General features: G+C 37.8%; 23 protein-coding genes. 11 read left to right on the forward strand and 12 right to left on the reverse strand.

Going from position 1 to position 24,670, the window contains the following annotated elements; genetic code table 11:
* Positions 1-75 precede the first annotated feature (75 nt).
* A complete protein-coding gene (locus HMPREF9969_RS01890; protein ID WP_009434059.1) occupies positions 76-771 on the reverse strand; it encodes an RNA methyltransferase in 696 nt (231 codons plus the stop codon).
* A gap of 240 nt (positions 772-1,011) precedes the next feature.
* On the opposite strand from HMPREF9969_RS01890, the gene HMPREF9969_RS01895 reads away from it, so the two are divergent.
* The 3 genes from HMPREF9969_RS01895 (at position 1,012) to HMPREF9969_RS01905 (ending at position 4,900) form a co-directional block, all read left to right on the forward strand.
* The gene (locus HMPREF9969_RS01895; RefSeq protein WP_009434164.1) at positions 1,012-3,273 is read left to right on the forward strand and encodes a BamA/TamA family outer membrane protein; all 2,262 of its coding nucleotides are present in this window, start codon (positions 1,012-1,014) and stop codon (positions 3,271-3,273) included.
* 125 nt (positions 3,274-3,398) lie between these two features.
* The gene (locus HMPREF9969_RS01900) at positions 3,399-4,202 is read left to right on the forward strand and encodes an MBL fold metallo-hydrolase (protein WP_009434208.1); all 804 of its coding nucleotides are present in this window, start codon (positions 3,399-3,401) and stop codon (positions 4,200-4,202) included.
* Between the two features lie 149 nt (positions 4,203-4,351).
* Entirely contained in the window at positions 4,352-4,900 is a 549-nt protein-coding gene (locus HMPREF9969_RS01905; protein ID WP_009434039.1) for a hypothetical protein, read from the forward strand.
* Positions 4,901-5,742: 842 nt separating this feature from the next.
* Here the strand turns inward: HMPREF9969_RS01905 and HMPREF9969_RS01910 are convergent.
* Together HMPREF9969_RS01910 and ispE are read right to left on the reverse strand one after the other, a co-directional pair.
* Positions 5,743-6,282, reverse strand: coding sequence for a 30S ribosomal protein S16 (locus tag HMPREF9969_RS01910; RefSeq protein ID WP_009434228.1), 540 nt, complete (start codon positions 6,280-6,282; stop codon positions 5,743-5,745).
* A 103-nt stretch (positions 6,283-6,385) separates the two neighbouring features.
* Positions 6,386-7,225 carry a 4-(cytidine 5'-diphospho)-2-C-methyl-D-erythritol kinase gene (gene ispE, locus HMPREF9969_RS01915; RefSeq protein ID WP_009434128.1) on the reverse strand — a complete coding sequence of 280 codons (840 nt, stop codon included), beginning with the start codon at positions 7,223-7,225 and terminating at the stop codon, positions 6,386-6,388.
* A gap of 90 nt (positions 7,226-7,315) precedes the next feature.
* Here ispE and dnaB point away from each other — a divergent pair, with 90 nt between their 5' ends.
* On the forward strand, positions 7,316-8,833 hold the full coding sequence (gene dnaB, locus HMPREF9969_RS01920) for a replicative DNA helicase (RefSeq protein ID WP_009434218.1): 1,518 nt from the start codon (positions 7,316-7,318) through the stop codon (positions 8,831-8,833).
* Positions 8,834-9,446: 613 nt separating this feature from the next.
* Here the strand turns inward: dnaB and kdsB are convergent.
* The gene (gene kdsB, locus HMPREF9969_RS01925) at positions 9,447-10,193 is read right to left on the reverse strand and encodes a 3-deoxy-manno-octulosonate cytidylyltransferase (RefSeq protein ID WP_009434093.1); all 747 of its coding nucleotides are present in this window, start codon (positions 10,191-10,193) and stop codon (positions 9,447-9,449) included.
* Positions 10,194-10,298: 105 nt separating this feature from the next.
* Between kdsB and HMPREF9969_RS01930 the strand changes: the two genes are divergently transcribed.
* The 4 genes from HMPREF9969_RS01930 to rlmH are packed head-to-tail and all read left to right on the forward strand — an operon-like array spanning position 10,299 to position 12,646.
* On the forward strand, positions 10,299-11,072 hold the full coding sequence (locus HMPREF9969_RS01930) for a Rossmann-like and DUF2520 domain-containing protein (protein WP_036894667.1): 774 nt from the start codon (positions 10,299-10,301) through the stop codon (positions 11,070-11,072).
* A 2-nt stretch (positions 11,073-11,074) separates the two neighbouring features.
* Positions 11,075-11,593 (forward strand): KdsC family phosphatase, encoded by a 519-nt coding sequence (locus HMPREF9969_RS01935; protein ID WP_009434053.1) that lies wholly within the window; start codon positions 11,075-11,077, stop codon positions 11,591-11,593.
* Positions 11,593-12,159 carry a Maf-like protein gene (locus HMPREF9969_RS01940; RefSeq protein WP_009434074.1) on the forward strand — a complete coding sequence of 189 codons (567 nt, stop codon included), beginning with the start codon at positions 11,593-11,595 and terminating at the stop codon, positions 12,157-12,159. Before HMPREF9969_RS01935 ends, HMPREF9969_RS01940 begins: the two co-directional genes overlap by 1 nt.
* A gap of 16 nt (positions 12,160-12,175) precedes the next feature.
* Entirely contained in the window at positions 12,176-12,646 is a 471-nt protein-coding gene (gene rlmH / locus HMPREF9969_RS01945; protein WP_009434193.1) for a 23S rRNA (pseudouridine(1915)-N(3))-methyltransferase RlmH, read from the forward strand.
* A 3-nt stretch (positions 12,647-12,649) separates the two neighbouring features.
* On the opposite strand, the gene HMPREF9969_RS01950 is transcribed toward rlmH, so the two are convergent.
* Positions 12,650-13,006 carry a DUF4491 family protein gene (locus tag HMPREF9969_RS01950; RefSeq protein ID WP_009434122.1) on the reverse strand — a complete coding sequence of 119 codons (357 nt, stop codon included), beginning with the start codon at positions 13,004-13,006 and terminating at the stop codon, positions 12,650-12,652.
* A gap of 187 nt (positions 13,007-13,193) precedes the next feature.
* Here HMPREF9969_RS01950 and HMPREF9969_RS01955 point away from each other — a divergent pair, with 187 nt between their 5' ends.
* Positions 13,194-14,939 (forward strand): phospho-sugar mutase, encoded by a 1,746-nt coding sequence (locus tag HMPREF9969_RS01955; RefSeq protein WP_009434070.1) that lies wholly within the window; start codon positions 13,194-13,196, stop codon positions 14,937-14,939.
* 399 nt (positions 14,940-15,338) lie between these two features.
* On the opposite strand, the gene HMPREF9969_RS01960 is transcribed toward HMPREF9969_RS01955, so the two are convergent.
* From HMPREF9969_RS01960 to HMPREF9969_RS01975, 4 genes are all read right to left on the reverse strand, one after another.
* Positions 15,339-17,903: an ATP-dependent Clp protease ATP-binding subunit gene (locus HMPREF9969_RS01960; RefSeq protein ID WP_009434148.1), complete on the reverse strand. Its 2,565-nt coding sequence runs from the start codon at positions 17,901-17,903 to the stop codon at positions 15,339-15,341.
* Positions 17,904-18,046: 143 nt separating this feature from the next.
* On the reverse strand, positions 18,047-18,181 hold the full coding sequence (locus tag HMPREF9969_RS01965; protein ID WP_036894625.1) for a hypothetical protein: 135 nt from the start codon (positions 18,179-18,181) through the stop codon (positions 18,047-18,049).
* Positions 18,171-19,607 (reverse strand): DUF4270 domain-containing protein, encoded by a 1,437-nt coding sequence (locus HMPREF9969_RS01970; RefSeq protein WP_009434123.1) that lies wholly within the window; start codon positions 19,605-19,607, stop codon positions 18,171-18,173. The genes HMPREF9969_RS01965 and HMPREF9969_RS01970 overlap by 11 nt, the downstream gene beginning before the upstream one ends.
* A complete protein-coding gene (locus tag HMPREF9969_RS01975; protein ID WP_009434181.1) occupies positions 19,607-20,416 on the reverse strand; it encodes a glycogen/starch synthase in 810 nt (269 codons plus the stop codon). Before HMPREF9969_RS01975 ends, HMPREF9969_RS01970 begins: the two co-directional genes overlap by 1 nt.
* Positions 20,417-20,589: 173 nt before the next feature.
* Between HMPREF9969_RS01975 and panC the strand changes: the two genes are divergently transcribed.
* Together panC and panD are read left to right on the forward strand one after the other, a co-directional pair.
* Complete coding sequence (panC, locus tag HMPREF9969_RS01980; protein ID WP_009434049.1) at positions 20,590-21,447, forward strand: pantoate--beta-alanine ligase; 858 nt, start codon at positions 20,590-20,592, stop codon at positions 21,445-21,447.
* A gap of 7 nt (positions 21,448-21,454) precedes the next feature.
* Entirely contained in the window at positions 21,455-21,799 is a 345-nt protein-coding gene (gene panD, locus HMPREF9969_RS01985) for an aspartate 1-decarboxylase (RefSeq protein ID WP_009434044.1), read from the forward strand.
* Positions 21,800-22,409: 610 nt separating this feature from the next.
* Here panD and HMPREF9969_RS01990 read toward each other — a convergent pair.
* From HMPREF9969_RS01990 to HMPREF9969_RS01995, 3 genes are read right to left on the reverse strand one after another with little or no spacing between them, the layout of a single operon-like run.
* Positions 22,410-22,838: a biotin/lipoyl-containing protein gene (locus tag HMPREF9969_RS01990; protein WP_004383626.1), complete on the reverse strand. Its 429-nt coding sequence runs from the start codon at positions 22,836-22,838 to the stop codon at positions 22,410-22,412.
* 11 nt (positions 22,839-22,849) lie between these two features.
* Entirely contained in the window at positions 22,850-22,999 is a 150-nt protein-coding gene (locus tag HMPREF9969_RS12970; protein WP_009434108.1) for a hypothetical protein, read from the reverse strand.
* A 17-nt stretch (positions 23,000-23,016) separates the two neighbouring features.
* Positions 23,017-24,582: an acyl-CoA carboxylase subunit beta gene (locus tag HMPREF9969_RS01995; RefSeq protein WP_009434033.1), complete on the reverse strand. Its 1,566-nt coding sequence runs from the start codon at positions 24,580-24,582 to the stop codon at positions 23,017-23,019.
* Positions 24,583-24,670: the final 88 nt, after the last annotated feature.

Raw genomic sequence — 24,670 nt, forward strand, 5'->3', positions numbered from 1 at the left:
TAATATTAATAGTAATGAGGAATAAGATTACTTTCATGAATATGTAGTTTACATGGTGAAAGTAATCTTATAGTTTTATCTTCTTCTAAATTCAGCACAAACTATAGATGTGGCAATAGCAACATTCAATGATTCAGCTGTGTCCTCATTAGAAGAATAGTTAGGTATATATAATTTGCGATTAATCTTTGTACGAAGTATAGGGGAGATTCCTTTGCCTTCATTTCCCATCACAATCATACCATGGTGTGAGAGTTCTTGCTTATAGATATTCTCACCATCCAGTAGAGTGGCATATATAGGATAATCAGCAGGTAAAGATTCAACCATCTTATTTAAATCCACGTAATGTAACTGCACTCTTGCTATACTCCCCATTGTTGCCTGCACTACTTTTGGATTCCAGCAATCAGCAGTATCTAATGAACAAAAGATATCTTTAATACCAAACCAGTCTGCCACACGAATTATCGTACCGAGGTTCCCCGGATCCTGTACACCATCGAGAGCTAAGACCAGTTGTGTAATTGGGAATTCTGTATAATGCTCATTTCTTGGTAACTTGAATACGCCGAGCATTGATTGAGGATGTTGTAGAAAAGAAATCTTCTTAATATCCTCAATATCCTCAAATATGTTTTCTGCAGTGAAACCAGCATGTAGTAGGTCATTTACAACCTTCGGTCCTTCAGCCACAAATAACCCAGCTTTTTCTCTTCCTTTCTTTGTCTCGAGAGAGTGGATAAGTTTTATTTTATTCTTAGAAATCACTTTGCAAAAGTACAAAAAAAACAGCACGCGGTGTCTATTACTCTCAACTTTTTATTATCTTTGCCGAAATTTCTAATATTGCTTTCAGTTGTGTTTAGTAGAGTTTTCTATTAATGGTGCAATCAATAAGGAATATTTTCAATGAAAAAAGTATCAGGTATTGATACAGAACAAAAGAGAAGAAAATATCTCACATATAAAGATATTTATGGTATAAGATAATAAGTAAAATAGATAGCAATGTTACTTAGAAGATTACATAATTATATCTCTCCACTCATTGTAGTAGTCATCATTATATTAACAATGATTGCCTGCTCTACGGATAAATTTATACCTGATGGAGAGTATTTATTAGATAAGGTTGAACTACATTCTGACAATAAGGATGTGAATCAATCTCTTTTGATGCAATACGTTCGCCAGAAAGGAAACTCTCGTTGGTTCTCTTTATTTAAGATACCGCTTGGAACTTATACTTTGTCTGGTAAAGATTCTACAAGATGGATTAATCGAACTTTACGAAAAATGGGGGAGAAACCTGTTGTCTATGATACATTACAAGCACGATTGTCATGTGAAGACCTAACTTCGGCAATGAAGAATATGGGTTATATGAATGCATCTGTGAAAATAGACAAGAAGGTAAGAGGAAAAAGACTTACTGCTATTTATAATTTACATTTTGGAGAACCTTATGTAATTGATAATTTCAAGTATGATATTGAGGATTCTGTCATAGCAAAAGTACTTACTAATCATCTTAAATTAGGCACACAGCATCCTAAACAATTTACTGTTACATCCTTGGATGATGAACGTAAACGTCTTACACATATATTGAATGATTCTGGTTTTTATCGTTTTCATAAGGATTTTATATACTATTCCGCAGATTCTATAAGGGGAAAGCAGCATGTCAGTGTTACACTGCACTTGATGAAATACATAGAAAATAGTAATTCAACACCCACATTACATCCACGTTATATAATCAATAATGTAAACTTCATACCAAAGGATTCCACTGGATTTCATCTCCGCAAAAGTGTATTAGAAGATAACACCGCTATAGAAAAAGGTAAATATTTTTCTACTACAGATTTGCAAAACACTTATAATAATTTCTCTCGGTTAGGAGCAGTACATTACACAAATATAAATTTTAGAGAAGTTCCTCGTTATGATAGTCTAGTTATAGGACATTCTATAACAAAGTCTTCTACACACTATTTGGATGCTGATATTATGGTTTCTAATAATAAACCTAATACAATTTCATTTCAACCAGAAGGTACGAATACAGCGGGAGATTTAGGTGCAGCTGTTGTTTTATCTTATCAGAATCGAAATCTTTTTCGTGGAAGTGAACATTTGAGCTTAGAGTTTCGTTCAGCATTTGAAGCAATCAAAGGATTGGAAGGTTATAAGAATAGCAACTATGAAGAGTATAGTGTACAAGCACGTCTTCAGTTCCCACGTCTTTTATCTCCTTTCCTATCAAAGGAATTTAGGCGTCGTAGTAGTGCCACCACAGAAGTTGCTGTTAGTTGGAATCTACAAAATCGCCCAGAGTTTCATCGTCGAGTTTTCAATGGAGCATGGAAATATCATTGGATGAATGTGCCACATCATCTTACATATGATTTTGATCTTCTAAATCTCAGTTATGTGTATATGCCGTGGATTAGTGAAACATTTAAACATAATTATCTTGATAATGCCACGACTCGCAATGCTATTCTTAGATATAATTATCAAGATTTGTTCATTGTCCGTACAGGCTTTGGTTTTAATTATAGTAGTCGTAGTCATGCTTTTAGAGGAAAAATAGAACTTGCTGGTAATGTTCTCAACGGACTAGGTGGTATCTTTAAATTTAAAGAGAATAGCATGGGCAAACGTACATTATTTAATATAGCTTATGCCCAATATGCAAAGTTTGATTTTGATTATACTCAGATTTTACGTTTTGATGATCGTAACACATTAGCATTACATGGAGGAATTGGTATTGCTTATCCATATGGTAATAGTACGATATTACCCTTTGAAAAGCGTTATTTCTCTGGTGGAGCTAACTCTGTTAGAGGTTGGAGTGTTCGAGAGTTAGGACCAGGTAAGTTCAGAGGGGTTGATGGTAGGATAGATTTTATCAATCAAACAGGTGATATGAAACTAGATCTCAATGCTGAATATCGTACACACTTATTTTGGAAGTTTGATGGTGCTGCTTTTATTGATGCAGGTAACATTTGGACGTTGCGTGATTATGCTAACCAACCTAGTGGTCAATTCCACTTCACTGACTTCTATAAGCAGATAGCTGTTGCTTACGGATTAGGATTAAGATTGAATTTTGATTATTTTGTACTACGCCTTGATGGTGGTATGAAAGCTATTAATCCTGCATATACAACCACTGCTGAGCATTATGCCTTATGGCATCCAAATTTCAAGCGTGATTTTACATTCCATTTTGCAGTTGGGCTTCCATTCTAATGATAAAGTAAATTACATGGGATAATTAATTAATCATAAATTCAAGGTTAAATAATGGTCAATGGGAATAAAGAATTTTGTACATTTAAATTCTTTTATTACATTTGCGTAAAATAAAAGAAATAATGCTTAGGTTTCTATCTTTTGGTAGTGGTAGTAGTGGTAATTGCTATTTGCTTTATACGGATACAGATTGTCTTATGATTGATTGTGGTGTGGGTATTCGTTCTTTGAAGAAGTCATTCCATAACTACGGACTACAAATGAAAATGGTTCATAACATTCTTATCACGCATGACCATGCTGATCATGTGAAGTCTGTTGGATCTATTAGTGGTGACTTACAATTACCTGTATATACTACCAGTGATGTGCATTTAGGGATTAGTAAGAACTGGTGTGTACGACGTAAGATTGATCATGAGCTTACTCGAGAATTAATAAAAGATCAAGAAGTGCAAATAGGAGAGTTTTATGTAACTCCATTCTCTGTTCCACATGATAGTACTGATTGTGTGGGATATTCCATTAGACATGATAACCTATACTTTACATTGGTGACTGATTGTGGACACATTACAGATGACATAGCCCGCTACATATCTATTTCAAATTACTTAGTAATAGAAGCTAATCACGAACCTGAAAAGTTGGCGAATGGACCATATCCTCGTCACCTGAAAGAGCGTATAAGCGGTTCCAAAGGTCACCTGAGTAATGAAGCATGTGCAAATGCTTTAGCTAACAATGCAACTCCTAACTTACATCATGTATGGCTTTGTCATTTAAGTGATGAAAATAATCATCCAGAGCTAGCGAAGAAGACGATTGAATCAATGCTACGTAATAGAGGTATTATTGCTGGTAAGGATTTCTTGCTTGATGTTTTAAAGCGCAAAACTCCTAGTGAAGTATTCAATTTGGTCTAACTTTATGCTTATAAATAGCATATCATAAGATTTTATTCTAAGTAAATATCAGATAATGAGATATATAAGTAGTGTAATATGGATATTTTTTCTGTTACAAACAACTATACTTACTGCACAGATTAACATTCAGACTATCCATGTAGAGAATGGGATTAATTAAAGGTTATTACGAATTAGATTCTAACGGATTATGCTATGTGCGTAAGGGGCATACAATAACAATTAAAGGAAAGACTTATCCTTTCTATATGAGGATAGAAAATAACTATACAATTCGTAAATGGGTTAATCCCTTAGATACTTTAAGTCGGAAAGAATTTATTAATATGGATTTTGCTTTAGATGCTCAAAAGGGCAACTATAAGAAAGATTTATTTTTATCTCAATTTGAATATGGATACGATGGAACTATTGTTAATTCTGCTGGTGCTCTATATTATCCATCAAATAGAACTCGGTCGATAATAGCCTGTTACTATTTTTCTGGTGATGTCTTTCTATATAAATTACCACATAGTATAGTTAACAATAAATCTTCCAATATGTCTTTTATATTAAAAAAGATGATAGAAGAAAAAGAGTTTGTAATCCTTAAAGAAGCTGATACGTTAAAGCATTTATCGAAAAGAGATATTACAAAAATGAATCTCCAATGTACAGGTATTTTCTCTTTCTTCTATTGTTTAGATGAATAACTTAAACCTTTCGGTATTAAATGATTAATTTGGATTTTACTTTATCTCATTATTTCATTAAATTTAGTTCGGAGCAATATACATTTAGTAATCAAAGTTCTGAAAGGTTAGCATTAGCATATTCTAAGGTTAGTGTTGATAGGTTCAAAGATAAGTGTTAGTGGGGAAAAACATCAAAGATTAAAGTTCAAAGATTAAAGCTAGAAATATATTAAATTCATATTGAAGGATAGAAGTGAGACTTTTTCTTTTTTCTGCTGCAAAGATAAGCAGATTTTTTCATAATACATACGTTTTTCGTGGTACTGAGGTAACAAGTATTGCAATTACCTTCATAAGTTTCTGTTTTTCAGAAAGATAAGGATAATCAAAAGTATAAAGTTTAAATAATCTCCTTTAAGTTCAAATCATAAAATCACAAATCACAAAATCACAAAAAGATATTTTCAATATGTAAAGGAGGATTCTCATATAATATATTACCTTATTAATAAATAATAATATATAATGTAATTATTTTAATTACGAGAAAAGCATGATATAAGCTTAATATGATTTTGTGATTTGTGATTTTGTGATTGATGTGATTTTAATTCTTCATTTTATGACTTAATTTATTGTCCTCAAGCAAAATTTGAATTGCAAATACCTCTATCAAAATAACTTTTATATGAGTAACTTCACCTATTTTTTAAACACAAGTTATCTAAATCAATAAACACTTTACGAATAAAAACTATTTGTTAAACAGATGTATTAGATAATTTCAATGGTATCTCTAAAAGAGAAATCCATAGATTTTCTTTAATCTATGGATTTCCTTGTAAATGTGAGTAAGAGAATTAAGCCTCAGCAGGAGTTTCCTCTGTTGTAGTTTCCTCTGCAGCATTTGCTGCTTCAGCCTCAGCTTGTGCTGCAACGGCAGCAGCCTTCTTGTCTGCAACCTTCTTAGCAATAGCCTCATTAACTTTCTTCTCAGCCTCAAGGTTCTGAGCAACAGCAGCTTTCTTCTCGTCAGTAACCTTCTTTGCTACAGCATCAAAAGCTGCAACTTTAGTTTGCTTCCAAGCCTCGAACTTCTGTTGACAAGTTGCCTCGTCAAATGCGCCTTTCTTAACACCACCACGAAGATGCTTCATCATATAAACACCTTCACCTTTAAGGATGTTACGTGCAGTGTCAGTTGGCTGAGCACCTGTCTCAACCCAATAAAGAGCGCGCTCAAAATTCAAATCTACTGTGGCTGGATTGGTGTTAGGGTTATAAGTACCAATCTTTTCAGTAAACTTACCATCACGTGGTGCACGAGCGTCAGCGATTACAATGCTATAAAAAGCATAGTTCTTACGACCACCGCGCTGCAATCTGATTTTTGTTGCCATAATTTAAATAAATAATTTATAAGGTTTGAATTTATTGCTGTCATCTCGTGACAGCGGTGCAAAATTACTTCTTTTTTCTCTAACTACCAAATATTGTGGACATTTATAATCTACAAGTATAGGTAAACATATTTGGGAAGAGTTGTTCTATGTTTGTAGGTTTCCCTCCAAATATACCGAAGATTGTACTTCCACTTCCTGACATTTGCGCATAGAGTGCTCCATTGTCATATAATGTTTGCTTGATAGTTGCAAGCTCTGTGTGATTCGCAAAGATAGGAGCTTCAAAGTCGTTGATAAGTTCGTCACGCCATGTATCAATAGGTTGTTTGACAATGTCCCGACAACACTTTGCAGGTTTCTTAGGAGTAATTGAAGAATATGCTTCAGCCGTAGAGACAGCTATATCTGGTTTCACAAGAACAAGATAATAGCCATTAAGATTTCCACTTTCAGAATCAGCAGGAGTTAGAATATTGCCAATACCTGTTGCATAAGCTATTTCGGAAGTTATGAAGAAAGCACAGTCAGCTCCTAGCTTAGAAGCGTAACGTTCCATCTCATTGATTCCCATATTTAAACGGAAACGTTCGTCTAACAACCTTATCATATAGGCTGCATCAGATGAGCCTCCCCCTAAACCAGCTTGCATAGGTATGCGCTTACACAAGTGTATATGCACACGTGGTAGTTGATAATCCTTTGCAATAAGGTTATAAGCCTTAACAACAAGGTTCTTTGATTCATCACATTCAACAATACTACCAGTAACCTTTAGGTCACAAGCTGTATCTGATGGGAACTCCTCGTCCATCTTCTTTATTTCAAGTACATCACAGAGAGGGACAGGATAAAAAACGGTTTCTAAGTTGTGGTAACCATCTTCACGCTTACTCACAACATTCAAACCAAGATTGATTTTACAACAGGGGAAACAAATCATAGCTTTTCTTTTATAAACTGCTTACAAAGATAATAAAACGTTGTTATAATGATGTAGGGAACGGAATATTTTTTGTAATTTTGCCGCTGTATGCCAGAAAGAAAAGTTAGCAAAACTAGTAGAAAGGGGCAACAAGCTCCTATTGATACTTCCTTTGGTCATTTACAGCCACAGGCGATTGATATAGAGAAAGTAGTGTTAGGTGCCCTTATGATTGATAAGGATGCCTTCACTGTTGTATCTGAAATAATAAAGCCAGAGACTTTCTATGAAGCTCGACATCAGAAGATCTATGAGGCGGTACAGTCGTTAAATCTTCAAGAGAAGCCTGTAGATATTATGACGGTTACGGAAGAGTTACGTCATAAAGGAACACTTGAGGACGTAGGTGGTCCTGCTTATGTTGTAGAATTGAGTTCTCAAGTTGCCTCTTCTGCCCATATTGAATATCACGCACATATTCTAGCGCAGAAGTTTCTCGCACGACAGCTCATCCAATTTGCTTCAATGATTGAGACCGATGCCTTTGATGAGACGGTGGATGTAGACGATTTAATGCAGAAAGCAGAAGGAGCATTATTTGAGATTTCTCAAAAGAATATGCTTCAAGATTATGTACAGATTGATACCATCGTTGATCAAGCTCACCAACTTTTGCTTCAAGCCTCTAATCGTGAAGGTGGTTTAACTGGTGTTCCTAGTGGTTTCCGTAAGTTGGATGATATTACAGCAGGTTGGCAACCTTCCGATCTTGTTATTATAGCAGGACGTCCAGCCATGGGTAAAACATCATTCGCCTTGAGTATTGCAAAGAATGTTGCTATTGATTATCGTAAGCCGATAGCCTTCTTCTCACTTGAGATGAATAATGTTCAGTTGGTCAATCGATTGATTTCAAACGTTTGTTCTATACCTGGTAACAAGATTCTTAATGGTCAGTTAACACCAGATGAATGGGAACGTTTCGACTCTAATATTCGTAAGATGCAAGGCGCACCTATTTATGTTGATGATACTCCAGGCTTATCTATATTTGAATTACGAACAAAGGCTCGTCGATTGGTGAGAGAACATGGTATAGAGCTCTTAATGATTGACTATTTGCAGTTGATGAATGCAAATGGAATGCGCTTCAATAGCCGACAAGAAGAGGTCTCAACGATAAGTCGTTCGTTGAAAGGTCTTGCAAAAGAATTAAACATTCCCGTGTTAGCATTGTCACAATTAAGCCGTGCCGTAGAACAACGTGATGGACCAGAAGGCAAGCGTCCACAGTTAAGTGACTTGCGTGAATCAGGTGCTATTGAGCAGGATGCGGATATGGTACTATTTGTGCATCGTCCAGAGTATTATCATATTCTACAAGATGAAAAGGGAAACGACCTCCATGGTATGGCGCAAATCATTATAGCCAAGCACCGTAAGGGTGCAACGGGTGATGTTCTCTTGAATTTCCGTGGTGAATATACTCGTTTCTCCAATCCTGAAGATATCGATTTCAATGCTCCTTTGCCTGATGATTCTATAGGAGGAGAGATTATGGGAAGCAAGATGAACGATGGTCCATTGCCTCCGCCACCCGATGACATGATGAAGCCTCCATTCTAATCATTTACTGAAACTAACTATTCGATTAGAGGGAATGCTTTATATAGCCTATCGAAAGAGAAAATTAATGCTAACGTCCTCACCTTGTTCAGCAATAAAGTTAATTTATTTCAGACAAGTGAGGACGTTCTTCTTACCGAATATTTCCACTTCTATATCTTGGTTTTAAAAGAGATAGATTGTAGAAAGATGTTGATATATTCTTTACATTTGATTTTCTCATTCTAGGAAGTATCTGAACGTAATAATTAGGTTTTTTATAAGGAATAACCGCTTTAAGAAAGATTGACCTATGTTTTTTATAAAACGTACCTACGTTTTGAGTAAAATGTACCTCCATTTTGAGTAAAATGTACTATCGTTTTTGTTGAAAGATAGCTCAATTTTAGCAAAAAATAAGCTGTTTTTTACCCAAATAGATGAGAGTAATTAGTTGAAAATAAGACTTTAATTTATAAGTCTTTAAATATCAGAACTTTATAAGCAAGCTAGCAATTACTTCAAAACAATCGTATTTAAGGTAGAATGAAGGTTCGCTGGATAAAAACGCAAATACAGCTATCTAAATTAGCAATATTATATTACAAAACTTTGCCATCAATCTTTTGAATAATTAGAGATTGATTTGCTTTAAATATTCCTCTGCATTGACTAAATCTTGGGGTGTGTCAATACTAATTGTTTCAATGTCTGTGATACAAACCTTTATGCGATAACCATTTTGTAACCATCGGAGCTGCTCTAATCTTTCTGCAAGTTCTAAGGAAGATAAGGGTAATTTACTAATTTCGCGTAACGTTTCTGTTCGATAAGCATAAAGTCCAACGTGCTTTAAGAAAGGATAATGACTCAACCAGTCCGCTTGATTTATCCCTCGCACAAATGGAATCACAGAGCGAGAGAAGTAGAGAGCGTTGTTATGATTATCAATAACGATCTTCGGTGTATTGCTTTTACTTACATCGTCCATCGACTTCAAAGGAACTCCTAAGGTCGCAATCTGAGTTTGTTCGTCAGCAAAACTAGACATCAGTATTTTGATTTGCTCACTTTGAATGAAAGGCTCGTCACCTTGTATATTGATAACGACATCAAACTTACCTTCAATCTTATCTAAGGCTTCGCTTACACGCTCTGTTCCATTATCATGTTCCTCACGAGTCATAATAGCTTTCCCCCCAAAGTCAGTTACCACCTTATATATATGTGCATTATCAGTAGCCACATATACATCCGTAAGAACACTCTTTACTCTTTCATAAACATGCTGTATCACTGGCTTTCCGCCCAACATAGCCAATGGCTTTCCTGGGAAGCGGGAAGAAGAATAACGTGCGGGTATGATTCCTAAGAACTTCATTTGCTCTATAACTCCTTGTTTTATTACTGCGAAAATAGCAATTCTTTTTTAAAAAGACTATCTCTCACAACAACATTTTCCTAGAAAATGATTAATTTTGTTGTCATGAAGCATATTACATTGATAGGTGCAGGCAATCTTGCAACACAATTAGGGCAGGCTCTTGTTCAAGCTGGCTTTAAGATTGATCAGGTCTTTAGTAGAACGGAGAAGTCTGCCTGTGAATTGGCAAAGAAGCTAGGTGCAGAACCATTGACTTGTCTTAATAACTTGCGTGATGCTGCTGATGTATATATTTTTTCAGTAAAGGATAGCGTTCTTTGTCAGTTAATTATGCAGGTATGCAAGGGTAGGGAAGACAAACTCTTCCTTCATACTGCTGGTTCCATGTCGATTGATTGCTTTAAGGATTCAGTTCAACGTTATGGTGTGTTCTATCCGATGCAAACTTTTTCAAAGACTAAAAACGTGAGTTTCGAGAATATTCCAATCTTTATTGAGGGAAACTCTGAAGCTGTGGAAGAAGACATTAGAACTTTAGCCGAGAGCATTACAAAACGTGTCATACCATTAAGCAGTGAGAAGCGCAAATATTTACATCTAGCTGCTGTATGGGCTTGTAACTTTACGAACCATTGTTATAGTATAGCCTCAGACATCCTAAGTGAACAAGGTATTCCATTCGATGTCATGTTACCACTGATAGATGAAACGACCAATAAGATTCACACGATGTCACCACTACAAGCACAAACAGGACCAGCTGTTAGATGGGATCAGAATGTTATTGACAAGCAAATGGCATTGATGGAATCACATCCTAGTTTGCAAGCTATCTATGAGAGGCTTTCTAATGATATACATTCACACAATAAATAAGAATGATAAACTACGATTTAAAGAAAATAAAAGCAGTTGTCTTTGACGTGGATGGCGTCCTTTCTGCTAGTACTGTTCTCATGGACGAGAAGGGTGATCCTATTCGCACAATCAATATCAAGGATGGTTATGCCATACAATTAGCTGTCAAGCATGGACTACAATTAGCAATTATGACGGGCGGACATAACGAGAATGTTCGTTCACGTTACGAGTACCTTGGCGTTAAGGATGTTTACATTAACTGCTCTATGAAGATCAAGACTTGGAATGATTTTTTAAGGAAGTATGATCTGAAAGAAGAGGAGATTATCTACGTAGGGGATGATATTCCCGATTATGAAGTCATGACGTTGGCAGGCTGTCCATGTTGCCCTAAAGATGCTTGCACGGAAATCAAGCAAATAGCTACTTACATCAGTGACTACAAAGGGGGCTATGGAGTTGCACGTGACATCTTAGAGCAGGTGATGAAAGCACAGGGAAAGTGGGTGATGAACGCAAAAGCATTTGGTTGGTAATGAAGAAACATATTATATTAGCAAGTAATTCTCCACGTAGAAGGGAACTACTAGCAGGATTAGATCTTGATTTTGAGGTAAAGGTGTTACCTGATGTTGCTGAAGACTATCCTCACGACCTACCAGCTGTTGATGTGGCAGGATATATAGCGCGTGAGAAGGCTGATGTTTATAAATCAATGATAACAGAAGAGGACTTGGTTATTACTGCTGATACTGTTGTCGTTGTGGATAACGAAGTACTTGGAAAGCCTGTAGATGCTAATGATGCTCGTAGAATGCTTCATCTTATCAGCGGACGTAAACATCAGGTTGTTACAGGTGTATGTCTACTTACCTCTACTGATTACCATTCCTTTTCAGTCACGACAGATGTAACCTTCAAGCAACTGAGTGATGAAGAAATCAATTATTACATAGAACATTTCAAACCCTTTGATAAGGCTGGTGCCTATGGAATACAAGAGTGGATAGGCTATGTTGGTGTAACTTCTATCAATGGCAGTTACTTTAATGTCATGGGCTTACCAGTACAGCGTATTTGGGAGGAAGTGCATAAACTATAATCATTCGCAAAGAAGTATGAAGACAATATTACTCTTAGTTGGTAAGACACAAAGTAAGATATTTAGAGAGGGAATAGATGATTATACAAGTCGGATAAAACATTATATGCCTTTCTCAATCACAACTATACCTGAGCTAAAGAATACAAAGAATCTATCGGAGGAGCAACAGAAACAAAAGGAAGGAGAACTCATTATGAAGGAGATTCAGCCAACTGATACTGTAGTTCTCTTGGACGAACATGGCTCAGAACTTACCTCTGTTCAGTATGCCGATTGGTTAACACGAAAGCAAAACACAGCCCGCCGTTTAGTTTTCGTTATTGGCGGGCCTTATGGTTTCTCACAAGAGGTTTACACTAGAGCGAATGATAAGATTTCACTTTCACGTATGACCTTCTCTCATCAAATGGTTCGTCTCATTTTTACCGAGCAACTCTATCGAGCTTGCACTATAATAAAAGGTGAGCCTTACCACCACGAATAAGTCTTAATGATTTTCTTTTTCTTTGCAGACAGGGCATAGACTCTCATCTTTCTTAATATGCTCGTAATGCTCCTTGCGCTTGGGATTCATAGGGAACCAACCCTTTGCCACTCGTTTCTCTTGTGCTAGTAATTCACCAATACCCCAAAGTAGTGATGCACCTAAGACTCCTAAGAGAGCCGACCAAAAGATACTTTCAACAAACAAAGCACCTACACAACAAGCAATACCCGATACTAACCATATCCACCATGGCTTTGTACCAAAATAATACTCTGTCTTTATAACTAAAGGATGGCACAAACCTATAATTAAAAACGTGCATATTGCAAGAAGGATTCCTTCAAAATTCAAATTCATGTAAGGATGTCTAATTAAATGAATACTTCGTTATCTCTAAACGATCAAAAGGGCATGAATGCAACTAATATGAATCGTAAAGTTTAACTGGTGCAAAAATACAAAAAATAATTAACCCTCAAACGTTTTCTCGGAATAAATGCTTATATTTGCAAATAATAAATTGTAAATACGAAAGACTTAAATTATGGAAAATAACCAGACACTCATCGCTGAATGCGAGAGTAAAGCCAAGCAGTGGTTGTCTCCTGCTTTTGACTTAGAGACAAGAACAGCCGTTGAATCAATGATTAAGAACGAGGATAAGACTGATCTTATCGAGAGCTTCTACAAAGACTTAGAATTTGGTACAGGTGGACTTCGAGGCATTATGGGAGCTGGTTCTAACCGAATGAACATCTATACAGTGGGTATGGCAACACAGGGCTTTGCTAACTACTTGAAACGTAATTTCAAGAACAAAGAGCAAATCAGTGTAGTTGTTTGTCACGACTGCCGTAACAATTCCCGTCTCTTTGCTGAAACTGTAGCTAACATCTTCTCTGCAAATGGTATTAAGGCATATCTATTTGATGACTTGAGACCAACTCCTGAATGTTCGTTTGCTATTCGTTACCTGAAAGCACAAGCTGGTGTAAACATCACAGCGAGCCACAACCCACGTGAGTATAATGGCTACAAGGCTTATTGGGAAGATGGTGCACAAGTGCTTGCTCCTCATGACAAGGGCATTATCGACGAAGTAAACAATGTTAAGGTTGAGGATATTAAGTTTGATGGTAATAAAGAGCTAATTCAAATTATCGGCGAAGATATCGACAAACCTTACTTGGATCAGGTTAAGACTATCTGCATTGATCCAGAGGTTATCAAGCATCAGCACGACTTAAAGATTGTGTACACTCCATTACATGGTGCTGGTCGTGTCATGATTCCACGTTCCCTAGCTTTATGGGGCTTTGATAACGTTCATTGTGTGAAAGAGCAGATGATCAAAGATGGTAACTTCCCAACTGTTGACCGTCCTAACCCAGAGTTCGCTGAGGCTTTAACCTTAGGTTTGCGTGACGCTAAGGAACTAGATGCCGACATCCTCATGGCTTCCGACCCTGATGCTGACCGTGTAGGTATGGCTTGTAAGGATTCTAATGGTGAGTGGGTACTTATTAATGGAAACCAAACCTGCCTTCTCTTCTTGTGGTATATTATCACAAATAGACAAGCAGTAGGCAAGATGAAACCAACTGACTTCATCGTTAAGACTATCGTTACAACAGAGGTAATTCACAAGATTGCCGAGAAGCAACATGTAGAGATGCGTGATTGTTATACTGGTTTCAAGTGGATTGCACGTGAAATAGCATTGTCTGAAGGTAAGCAGCAGTATATTGGTGGTGGTGAAGAGAGCTACGGCTTCCTAGCTGAAGACTTTGTTCGCGATAAGGATGCTGTCAGCGCATGCTCACTTTTAGCCGAGATTTGTGCTTACGCTAAGGATCATGGAAAGACGCTTTATGATATCCTCATGGATATTTATCTCGAATATGGATATAGTAAAGAGTTTACTATCAACGTAGAACGTCCAGGCAAGAGTGGTGCTGATGAGATTCAACAGATGATGAAAGACTTCCGTTCTAATCCTCCTAAGGATCTCGGTGGTAGTGTTATTGAGATAACAAAGGACTATCAGAGCCTTGAACTAACAAAGGCTGATGGTTCTAAGGAGAAACTTGATATGCCTGAAACGAGCAACGTTCTGCAATGGTTCTGCACAGATGGCACAAAGGTTAGTGTGCGTCCTTCAGGAACTGAACCTAAGATTAAGTTCTATCTTGAGGTGAAGGATGTTATGAATACAGCTGCCGAGTACAAGTTATGTGAAGAGCGTGCAGAGAAGAAGATTGAGGCTATCAAAAAGAGCCTTAGATTATAATTCTCGCTGAAATAGAACAACGCTTTTTATAAAGTTATATCACTATAGAAGTCCTCATTAATTACTATGAGGACTTCTATTTTTTTTACGATAAGACTTTAAGTTAACCTATACTCGTACTTTAAGTTAACCTACACTCGCACTTTAAGTTAACCTACACTCGTACTATAAGTTAACCTATACTCGTACTTTAAGTTAATCGACATTTATACTTTCAGTTAAACGAAAATCCTCCTTTATGTTCCGATTATTTCCTTCTATAATAACAGACGGAATATAGTTCCTTACATATTAGTCATCGTTCCCAACGTTAAATATAAATCAACGAAAAACCTCAAAAGCTAGATGTCTAACTTTTGAGGTTCATTGTTATCTAAAGTCTTAAAACTTCTATTCCATTTAATCTTCTGCTTCCTTATCCGTGTTAGGCATGGATGGTTTTGCAACAAAGTTGAGCTTGTCACTTTCTTTCTCCTTAGAAACGCAGATAACATCACCAGGCTTTATTTCATTAGAAAGGATTAACTCGCTTAATCCATCTTCAATGTAATTCTGGATAGCACGTTTCAATGGTCGAGCACCGAATTGAACATCATAGCCCTTTGTTGCTACAAACGTCTTGGCTTCATCACTTATCTCCATGTCATAGCCTAACGCCTTAACACGCTTGAACAGACCTTTGAGTTCTATGTCGATAATCTTGAGAATAGCATTCAAATCAAGTTGATCGAATGTGATGATCTCATCTAAACGATTTAAGAACTCTGGGGCAAACTGCTTACTCAAGCTCTTTTGGATAATGCTTCTAGCTCTTTCCTTATCGCTCTCGCTATGTGAAAGTCCATTAAGATTGACAGCCCTAAAGCCTACGCCTTGACCAAATTCCTTTAGTTGGCGTGTACCTGCATTTGAAGTCATAATGATGACAGTATTACGGAAGTCTATTAGTCTACCATTACCATCGGTCAACCTTCCTTCATCAAGAACTTGCAGGAGCATGTTATATACATTTCCATGTGCTTTCTCAATCTCGTCCAACAAGACAATAGAGTAGGGGTGACGGCGAACCTTTTCGGTTAGTTGTCCTCCTTCTTCATATCCAACGTATCCTGGAGGCGCACCAACAAGTCTAGAAGTGTTGAAGCTCTCTGTATATTCACTCATATCAATGCGAATAAGTGCATCAGAAGAACCAAACATCAATTCGGCTAAGCGTTTAGCAAGATAAGTTTTACCAACACCGGTCGGACCTAAGAACATGAAAGCACCAATAGGGTGGTTAGGGTCTTTCAGTCCAACACGATTACGTTGAATCGCCTTAACCATCTTGTCAATAGCTGTATCTTGAGCAATGACCAACTTCTTTAAATCACTACCCATGTTCCGTAATCTTATGCCTTCTGCTTCTTGCATTCGCTGTACGGGTACACCTGTCATTAGGGAGACGACATCAGCTATAGTATCCTCTGATATCTCGACCTTATCAGTGGTGTCTCCTTTCTGCCATTTCTCTTGCTCGTCCTTTAACCTTTGTTCTAGTTCGGTTTGCTTATCTCGGAACCCTGCAGCTAATTCAAAGTTCTGGTTCTTCACTGCATCTTGCTTCTTTTGCAGTGCTTCCTCTATCTGTCCTTGTATGTCAAGGATAACTTGCGGAACCTTCACATGCTGAAGATGAGTGCGCGAACCGGCTTCGTCAATAATATCAATAGCCTTATCGGGGAAGAAGCGGTCACTTATATAACGATCGGCATACTTTACACACACCTTTAAAGCCTCTGTTGTATATTTCACGTGATGGTGAGCTTCATAACGATCCTTTATATTCTCAAGGATTTGTAAGGTCTCTTCTATAGTTGTTGGTTCGACTTGAACTTTCTGGAAACGACGCTCTAAGGCTCCGTCCTTTTCTATAGAATTGCGATACTCGTCCATGGTTGTAGCACCAATACATTGAATTGTACCCCTAGCCAAGGCTGGCTTTAATATGTTGGCGGCATCCATTGAACCAGGTGAGGAACCAGCTCCAATTAAGGTATGGATCTCATCAATGAAGACTATAATGTCAGGGTTCTGCTCAATCTCTTTAATCAAAGCGCGTATACGTTCCTCAAATTGTCCTCTATACTTAGTACCTGCGACAACTGCGGTTAGATCGAGTGTCATCACACGTTTATCAAAGAGGATAGGAGAGGTGAGACGCTTAACGATGAGTTGGGCTAAGCCTTCAACAATGGCACTCTTACCAACTCCCGGTTCGCCAATAAGAATTGGATTGTTCTTCTTCCTGCGACCAAGTATCTCACTAACACGCATAATTTCACGCTCACGACCAACGACTGGATCTAGTTTACCTTCTAAGGCAGCTTGAGTTAAGTCTGTACCAAAACTATCAAGTACTGGAGTCTTCGACTTCGTGCGAGTTGCTTGAGTTGTTTTAGTATTCTTTGCGCTCGATGAAGGTGACATTTCCTCATCATCCAACTCTTCTTCTTCCGCCATACCAATGCCATTCCTTGTTGGGTTTGCATGTGGTTTTAACATTGCGGTTACATTGTTATAACTAAGTCCTCTCTCCTCCAATAATGTCTTTGCAGCATTGTTAGACGAGTCGTGAAGAATCGCTAGAAAGAGATGAATAATGTCCACAGTCTGTGCGTGCTGTAAACGTGCTTCCAGAACTGACAGCTTCAATACATTATTAGCTTGTTCATTCAATAGTAAGTCAGAGACAGCTTCACCCGCTCCAACGTTCTCCTCCTTTATCTTATTTTCTATTTCTTTCTTTAGGTAGTCGGTATCAACCTCCCAGCGGTTGAATAGATCCCAAACAGGCCCTGACTTCTCTCGCAGGATAGCTAACATGATATGTTCTGGAGCAACTGACTTACTTGTCAATCGCTTAGCTTCCTCTCTACTGAATGAAAGAATTTCCGAGACTTTCGGGGAAAATTGATTCATCATATCCTTAAACCTTTCTTATTAATTAACTCACTTATTTAAGGACAATAAAGCCCTATAATAGTGATGTATCATAAACAAATGCTATGCCAAAACAAATAATAATCGGATATACCTGTAAATGATATATCCGATACTATTAATATTTAACGTTTATCTTGCGTCATCGTTGGCTTTTCTGAACTTTTCTTATGTATTAATCCCAATTTCTTTTTCTTAAGCCAAGCAGCCTTACGACGTTCGTAATCCTCTCGATGACGTTCTAAGAAGTTATCTGCCATTGAACTTGCTATATATAACTGAAATCTTTATGTTATTTGCTCCTGTGGTGTTACCTAGCAACTTTGTGCTTGACAACCCCATGTCATGAGAGACCTTTATAATTTTAGTTACTGCACTTTCACCCGTACCTTGCTGTACAGTCTGAACTTCAACCGGAACCAAGGTTACTTTACCCCAATTAGCACTTCCATTCTGATGGTGTGCAAACAAGTTTACTATCCCTGCTATATTATTAAAGGTATAAGCATTTTCCTTTGAATTGTATGTTGCCAAGAACGACGTCTTACTATCAGGAAGGCGGTTGTTAGCAAAGAACGATTGAACACTATCTGAAGGAACCATCACAATGTTCTTTGGTATGCCAAATTGATAATTACTTGTTGACGAATTATTTTGGCGTAGCAGAACAATCTTCGCTGAATTTATAGAGTCATTACTGTGAGCCGACAAAATGTCAGACATTGGTAGTGAAAGTTCTGTGAACAGTCCAGCAGGAGACTTTAGGTATGTATAACCTGTCTCTGCAGCCAACTGCTGTAAGCGAGTGTTATCATTGGCAAAGTTAGTCATCTGTAGCACTTCTTCCGTACCTATAAGATTCGTTGAAGTTTCATTTACCTTTCCTTTCTCTTTATGCTTGAAATAGATATTAAGCTGGGCTGTGAGAATATGTGCCATAGAACCAGAGCCGCCATCTATTTTAAAGTAGAATCCAGGACAAATGTCATGTAAGAACTTATATGGATTACGGAAAGCAGCAGGGTCTTGTTGATACTTGCGCATCAAGTAAGTTCCATAGTTATTGTATGTCTGCCCATTCTTATCCGTATAAGGTTTATTGAGTCTGATGATAATATTACGTTTATACCCCTTTGTATTACGAATACTATCCTCCTCTGTATAATCTAATAAGGTGTAAGAACGTCGTACTGCAATTCCATTTGTACGTATATACCCCTGTGCCTCTGGATCAAAGTCAGAGTAATATACCTGTCCTTCCTCTATTGGCTTTTGTAGTTCATACGCAGTGAGCTTCATCTGACTAAGAGAATCACCATAGTAAGAAGAATAGTACAAACGTATATCACATGAGTCAGCTATGATTCCATTAGCATCACGACTCATGATAGAGTCTGCCTTTGGTAATTGGTAATCATTTAATACATGAAATTGTGCCATGAAGTTTCCTGTAACCATTGTTCTAGTTTCAGGATCTTCCATTCGCCCCAAGTATCCAGTTGATGTACGACCAATAACTCTATCAGCCAATACCGTTTTCGATGTTACATTGAAAGTATCAGCTTTCACGGAGAGTTTATCAATGTTGTCTATTAATGAACCTCCAATTGTATTAGTCGTATCGTCACATGATACCATGCCGAAACAGGCTACCAGTAAGCATGCTACAATAAAGTTTCTTTTCATTAAATCAAGTTGTTATAAAAGTCTGAATACTTACCCTTTAGTTCCGTATCATTAGCTATATGCTCAAGAAGTTGTTTTTCGTTATTCTTTGCATAATCAATTAGTGCTGCATTAACGCCCTCACTAGTGCTAATAACACCATCAGAGTAGTCGATTGCCAACTTACCAAGTTCCATAAAGTCAAAGTTATCCCCATACTTCTTTAGGCTCTCAGCCTTTGCTTCGCGGAACTCTAAACTCTTCTTGAAATTGACCCCAAGACTATCCTGTGGTTGTTCCGAGAAAAGAGATGTGACTACTTTTGAGTTAGCAAATTGAGGCTCATCACGGTAAGCCGTCTTAACATAGAATGGTATAACAGATGCCATCCAACCTTGACAATGAATAATGTCTGGTGCCCAACGGAGCTTCTTTACTGTTTCTAGAACTCCTCTTGCAAAGAAGATTGCACGTTCACCATTATCTGGATAATCATTGCCTAATTCATCCTTTGTCATAGCAGAACGCTTCTGAAAATAGTCTTCATTATCTATAAAGTAGACTTGAATGCGAGTCTGCGGGATACTTGCCACCTTGATAATCAATGGATGGTCAGTATCGTCTATAATCAAGTTCATCCCTGAGAGACGTATCACTTCATGTAACTGTCCCCGACGCTCATTAACACTTCCCCACTTAGGCATGAATGTACGAATTTCATATCCTGCTTCTTGCATAAGGTGTGGCATCTCAGAACCATAATGAGACATTTCAGTCTCAGGTACGTATGGTATGATTTCTTGATTAACAAATAATACTTTCTTTCCCATTCTTTATGTTAGAAATTTAATATTGCTTACAAAGGTACGAATAAAAACTGAGATTCAGCTTGTTTTCAATTAGAAAGGGTGGAAATGTATTACTTATTCTCATTATTTCATGTTATTTCTCGTCTTTTTAATAATTTTGTTGTTACTTTGCAGCGTTTAAATTATAGTGACTAATGAAAGTTTTTAAAAAGATTGTTGATGTCCAAAATGAGCTTTTCTCTTTGCGAAAAGATAACAAGACTATCGGATTAGTTCCGACAATGGGAGCTTTACATGAAGGACATGCTTCGCTTGTTAAACGTAGTGTGGAAGAAAACGATATAACTATTGTCTCTGTTTTCTTAAATCCAACACAATTCAACGATAAGGGAGACTTGGAGCGTTATCCACGTACATTGGAGGCTGATTGTAAACTACTCGAACAATGTGGTGCCAACTATGTCTTTGCTCCATCTGCTGATGAAATATATCCACGACCTGATACTCGACAGTTCAACTTCCCTCCACAATCAACTGTTATGGAGGGAGCTAAGCGCCCAGGACATTTTAATGGTGTTTGTCAGGTGGTTAGTAGATTGTTTTATATCACACGCCCTAACCGTGCTTACTTTGGTGAGAAAGATTGGCAGCAGATTGCCGTTATTAAACGTCTCGTAGAATATCTTGGTTTGCAGAAGGATATAGAAATAGTTGAATGTCCTATCGTTCGTGACAAAGACGGATTAGCAAAGAGTTCTCGTAACACATTGCTTACCAATGACGAGCGTGCTATTGCTCCTAACATTTACAGAGCCTTGAAGGAAAGTATAGAGTTCTCTCAAAGCCATAGTGTTAAGGAAACTCATGATAAGGTTATAGCTGACATCAATGCTATATCTGGACTAGAAGTTGAGTACTTCGCAATCGTAGATGGTAACACACTTCTTGATGTTACTGACTGGAAAGAATCAACAAATATCGTTGGATGTATAACCGTCTATTGCGGTAAAACTCCAATAAGATTGATTGACCATATTAAATATAGAGGATAGAATAGAAATGCAAATAGAAGTATTAAAGAGTAAGATACATTGTGCAACAATCACAGAGGCAAACCTTCACTATATGGGAAGTATAACCATTGATGAAGACCTCATGGATGCAGCTAATATGATAGCTGGCGAGAAAGTGCAAATTGTCAACAATAACAATGGTGAACGTCTTGAGACTTATATTATAAAAGGTGAGCGTGGAAGCGGTTGCGTTTGTCTCAATGGTGCTGCCGCCCGTAAAGCCGTTGTAGGTGATACTGTAATTATCATCTCTTATGCAATGATGGATTTTGAGGAGGCTAAGAAGTTTAAGCCTTCTGTTGTATTCCCAAAGGAGGGGAATACTCTTTAATAGTAAGCAAAAGACTTAAGATTAAAGTCCAATAATTCTTATTAGTAGGGCTGGATACACTACTAATAATGAACTTAATTCTTCAACCATTAACTTATTCGAACACATTGACTTAAACAGCTTTCTATGTTTAAGTCAATGTTTCGTTAACATCCTACTTGAAGTAAGATTAATCTCTCACTTAGAGTACGAAAGCATTTTAAGTTAGAGTGCGATATTATACTCGTTTGTATAACTGATTATACACGTTTGTATAATTGATTATACACGTTTGTATAATTCGCTATACAAACGAGTAGAAAATAGTTCGCTAAGTATAAATCAGAAAAGATGTTTAAGTTAAAGTACGATTGGACACTAACTTAAAGTAGAATCAACCTCTAACTTAAAGTACATTTATCGTTTAACTTAAAGGTTCTCCTCATACAAGAGCGTATAGCTGATGGAGTTGTTCTTTACGTGGAATCCTTGTTTTTCTATACATTAGATGGGGCTAAACATTAAAGTGCCACCTTATTATATAGTAATCCCCGAAAGTGATGTAACTCGACTTTCGGGGCTTACCTTATTTATATATACTAATTACATGTATATAGAGAACAATATTGTCTTACTCAATAACAACCAATGGGTCATCCTCAAGTACAGCTTGACCAACTTTAACAGCAATAGCGGTTACCTTACCATCCTTTTCAGCCTCAATGCTATTTTGCATCTTCATAGCCTCAAGAACAACTACGGTGTCGCCAGCCTTTACTTCCTGTCCTACAGTTACTTCAACAGAAGTGATCGTACCAGGTAGTGGAGCCTTGATAGCAGCAGATGCGTTGATTGCAGCTGCTGGTGCAGCGTCTTCGTTAGCTTCAGTTGCAGCAGGTTTGCCGAGCTCAACCTTCTTCTTCTCTGGCTCAGTTGGCTTATCCATCTGAACACTGTATTTGTCACCATTTACAGTAACTTCAGCAACATTCTCTGCGCTAATCTCACCAATCTCGACTTTATACTCTTTGCCGTCGATTGTATATTTAAATTCTTTCATTTGACTTTCTATTATGGTTTCTTTGTCATTATCTCGAACTTAGCATCCCACATTGTTTGCTTTGGCTTAATGGTTATAATGCTTGGTTCGATGTCGTGAACATTGTTTCCGGCAAACTCGTAGAGTGCCATCGCTATTACAGCATATACGTTCTTATCCATAGTCTAGCCTCCTGCAATTACATTGGCATACAACCATGCTTCTTAGCTGGGAGATCCTGCTTCTTGTGAGCAAGTTGTGCTAAGCCACGGCAGATGCGGAAACGAGTGTTGCGTGGTTCGATAACATCATCGATATAACCAAATTGAGCTGCTTGATATGGATTAGCAAACTTCTCTGAGTATTCCTCTTCTTTCTCTGCGAGGAACTGCTTTACATCACCACCTTGCTCTTTAACTTGCTTAGCCTCTCTACCACAGAGTACTGCAACAGCACCAGAAGCACCCATTACAGCAATCTCTGAGCTTGGCCATGCGAAGTTAAGATCTGAACGAAGCTGCTTGCAACCCATTACGATGTGAGAACCACCGTAGCTCTTACGCAATGTGATTGTAATCTTTGGTACTGTAGCTTCGCCGTAAGCGTAGAGCAACTGAGCACCATGAAGAATAACGGCATTGTACTCCTGACCTGTACCGGGTAAGAAGCCAGGAACATCAACGAGTGATACGATTGGAATATTGAATGCGTCACAGAAACGAACGAAACGAGCACCCTTACGGCTAGCGTTCGTATCCAATACACCAGCGTATGCTGATGGCTGGTTAGCAACGATACCAACACTCTGACCATTGAAACGAGCGAAACCTGTAATGATATTCTTAGCAAACTTAGGTTGTACCTCGAAGAACTCTCCGTTATCGGTTACAGCCTGGATTACCTTATACATATCGTATGCTTGGTTTGGATCGTCTGGGATAATCTCATTCAAGAGGTCTTCCTTACGATCAATAGGGTCGGTACACTCTACGCGTGGAGCTTCCTCACGATTGTTAGAAGGAATATAAGAAAGCAACTTCTTAATCAAGTCCATTGCCTCTTCTTCTGTCTTAGCCGTGAAACTAGTTACACCACTCTTAGACGCATGAACGCTGGCACCTCCAAGATGTTCTGCATCAATGTCCTCACCTGTAACAGTCTTAACAACCTTAGGACCAGTAAGGAACATATAACTTGTTTGTTCCTTCATGATGATGAAGTCAGTTAAAGCAGGAGAGTAAACAGCACCACCTGCACAAGGACCAAGAATGCCAGAGATCTGTGGAATCACACCTGAAGCAAGAATGTTGCGTTCAAATATCTCGCCATAACCTGCCAATGCAGAGATACCCTCTTGGATACGTGCACCACCAGAGTCGTTCATACAGATAACAGGTGCGCCGTTAGTCATAGCCATGTCCATTACCTTACAGATCTTCTGTGCCATGGTTTCTGAAAGAGAACCACCATTTACAGTAAAGTCTTGAGCATAGAGATAAACGAGGCGACCATCAATTGTTGCTGAACCAGCAACAACACCATCACCTAAATATTGTTTCTTCTCCATACCGAAGTTGTGGCAACGATGGAGTTTGAACATATCATACTCCTCAAAACTACCTTTATCAACCAGCATTTCAATGCGCTCACGTGCTGTATACTTGCCGCGCTCATGCTGCTTATCAATGGCTTTCTGACCACCGCCTAAGCGAGCCAACTCACGCTTCTCTACGAGAGCCTTGATCTTTTCTGTTTGCTTACTCATAATTTGTTTTTATTTTCTTATTTATAGCTTCACTATATGTTCGATGTTACTTTCCCTTAGAAAAGGATCTTACGTCTATTTATTGTAA

This window comes from Prevotella sp. oral taxon 306 str. F0472, from assembly GCF_000257925.1.
In the GTDB taxonomy this organism is placed as follows: Bacteria; Bacteroidota; Bacteroidia; order Bacteroidales; family Bacteroidaceae; genus Prevotella; species Prevotella vespertina.

Coding starts and splice junctions, on each gene's coding strand:
- HMPREF9969_RS01895 (WP_009434164.1), top strand. CDS start 1,012: ATGTTACTTAGAAGATTACATAATTATATCTCTCCACTCATTGTAGTA.
- HMPREF9969_RS01900 (WP_009434208.1), top strand. CDS start 3,399: ATGCTTAGGTTTCTATCTTTTGGTAGTGGTAGTAGTGGTAATTGCTAT.
- HMPREF9969_RS01905 (WP_009434039.1), top strand. CDS start 4,352: ATGGGATTAATTAAAGGTTATTACGAATTAGATTCTAACGGATTATGC.
- HMPREF9969_RS01910 (WP_009434228.1), bottom strand. CDS start 6,282: ATGGCAACAAAAATCAGATTGCAGCGCGGTGGTCGTAAGAACTATGCT.
- ispE (WP_009434128.1), bottom strand. CDS start 7,225: ATGATTTGTTTCCCCTGTTGTAAAATCAATCTTGGTTTGAATGTTGTG.
- dnaB (WP_009434218.1), top strand. CDS start 7,316: ATGCCAGAAAGAAAAGTTAGCAAAACTAGTAGAAAGGGGCAACAAGCT.
- kdsB (WP_009434093.1), bottom strand. CDS start 10,193: ATGAAGTTCTTAGGAATCATACCCGCACGTTATTCTTCTTCCCGCTTC.
- HMPREF9969_RS01930 (WP_036894667.1), top strand. CDS start 10,299: ATGAAGCATATTACATTGATAGGTGCAGGCAATCTTGCAACACAATTA.
- HMPREF9969_RS01935 (WP_009434053.1), top strand. CDS start 11,075: ATGATAAACTACGATTTAAAGAAAATAAAAGCAGTTGTCTTTGACGTG.
- HMPREF9969_RS01940 (WP_009434074.1), top strand. CDS start 11,593: ATGAAGAAACATATTATATTAGCAAGTAATTCTCCACGTAGAAGGGAA.
- rlmH (WP_009434193.1), top strand. CDS start 12,176: ATGAAGACAATATTACTCTTAGTTGGTAAGACACAAAGTAAGATATTT.
- HMPREF9969_RS01950 (WP_009434122.1), bottom strand. CDS start 13,006: ATGAATTTGAATTTTGAAGGAATCCTTCTTGCAATATGCACGTTTTTA.
- HMPREF9969_RS01955 (WP_009434070.1), top strand. CDS start 13,194: ATGGAAAATAACCAGACACTCATCGCTGAATGCGAGAGTAAAGCCAAG.
- HMPREF9969_RS01960 (WP_009434148.1), bottom strand. CDS start 17,903: ATGATGAATCAATTTTCCCCGAAAGTCTCGGAAATTCTTTCATTCAGT.
- HMPREF9969_RS01965 (WP_036894625.1), bottom strand. CDS start 18,181: ATGGCAGATAACTTCTTAGAACGTCATCGAGAGGATTACGAACGTCGT.
- HMPREF9969_RS01970 (WP_009434123.1), bottom strand. CDS start 19,607: ATGAAAAGAAACTTTATTGTAGCATGCTTACTGGTAGCCTGTTTCGGC.
- HMPREF9969_RS01975 (WP_009434181.1), bottom strand. CDS start 20,416: ATGGGAAAGAAAGTATTATTTGTTAATCAAGAAATCATACCATACGTA.
- panC (WP_009434049.1), top strand. CDS start 20,590: ATGAAAGTTTTTAAAAAGATTGTTGATGTCCAAAATGAGCTTTTCTCT.
- panD (WP_009434044.1), top strand. CDS start 21,455: ATGCAAATAGAAGTATTAAAGAGTAAGATACATTGTGCAACAATCACA.
- HMPREF9969_RS01990 (WP_004383626.1), bottom strand. CDS start 22,838: ATGAAAGAATTTAAATATACAATCGACGGCAAAGAGTATAAAGTCGAG.
- HMPREF9969_RS12970 (WP_009434108.1), bottom strand. CDS start 22,999: ATGGATAAGAACGTATATGCTGTAATAGCGATGGCACTCTACGAGTTT.
- HMPREF9969_RS01995 (WP_009434033.1), bottom strand. CDS start 24,582: ATGAGTAAGCAAACAGAAAAGATCAAGGCTCTCGTAGAGAAGCGTGAG.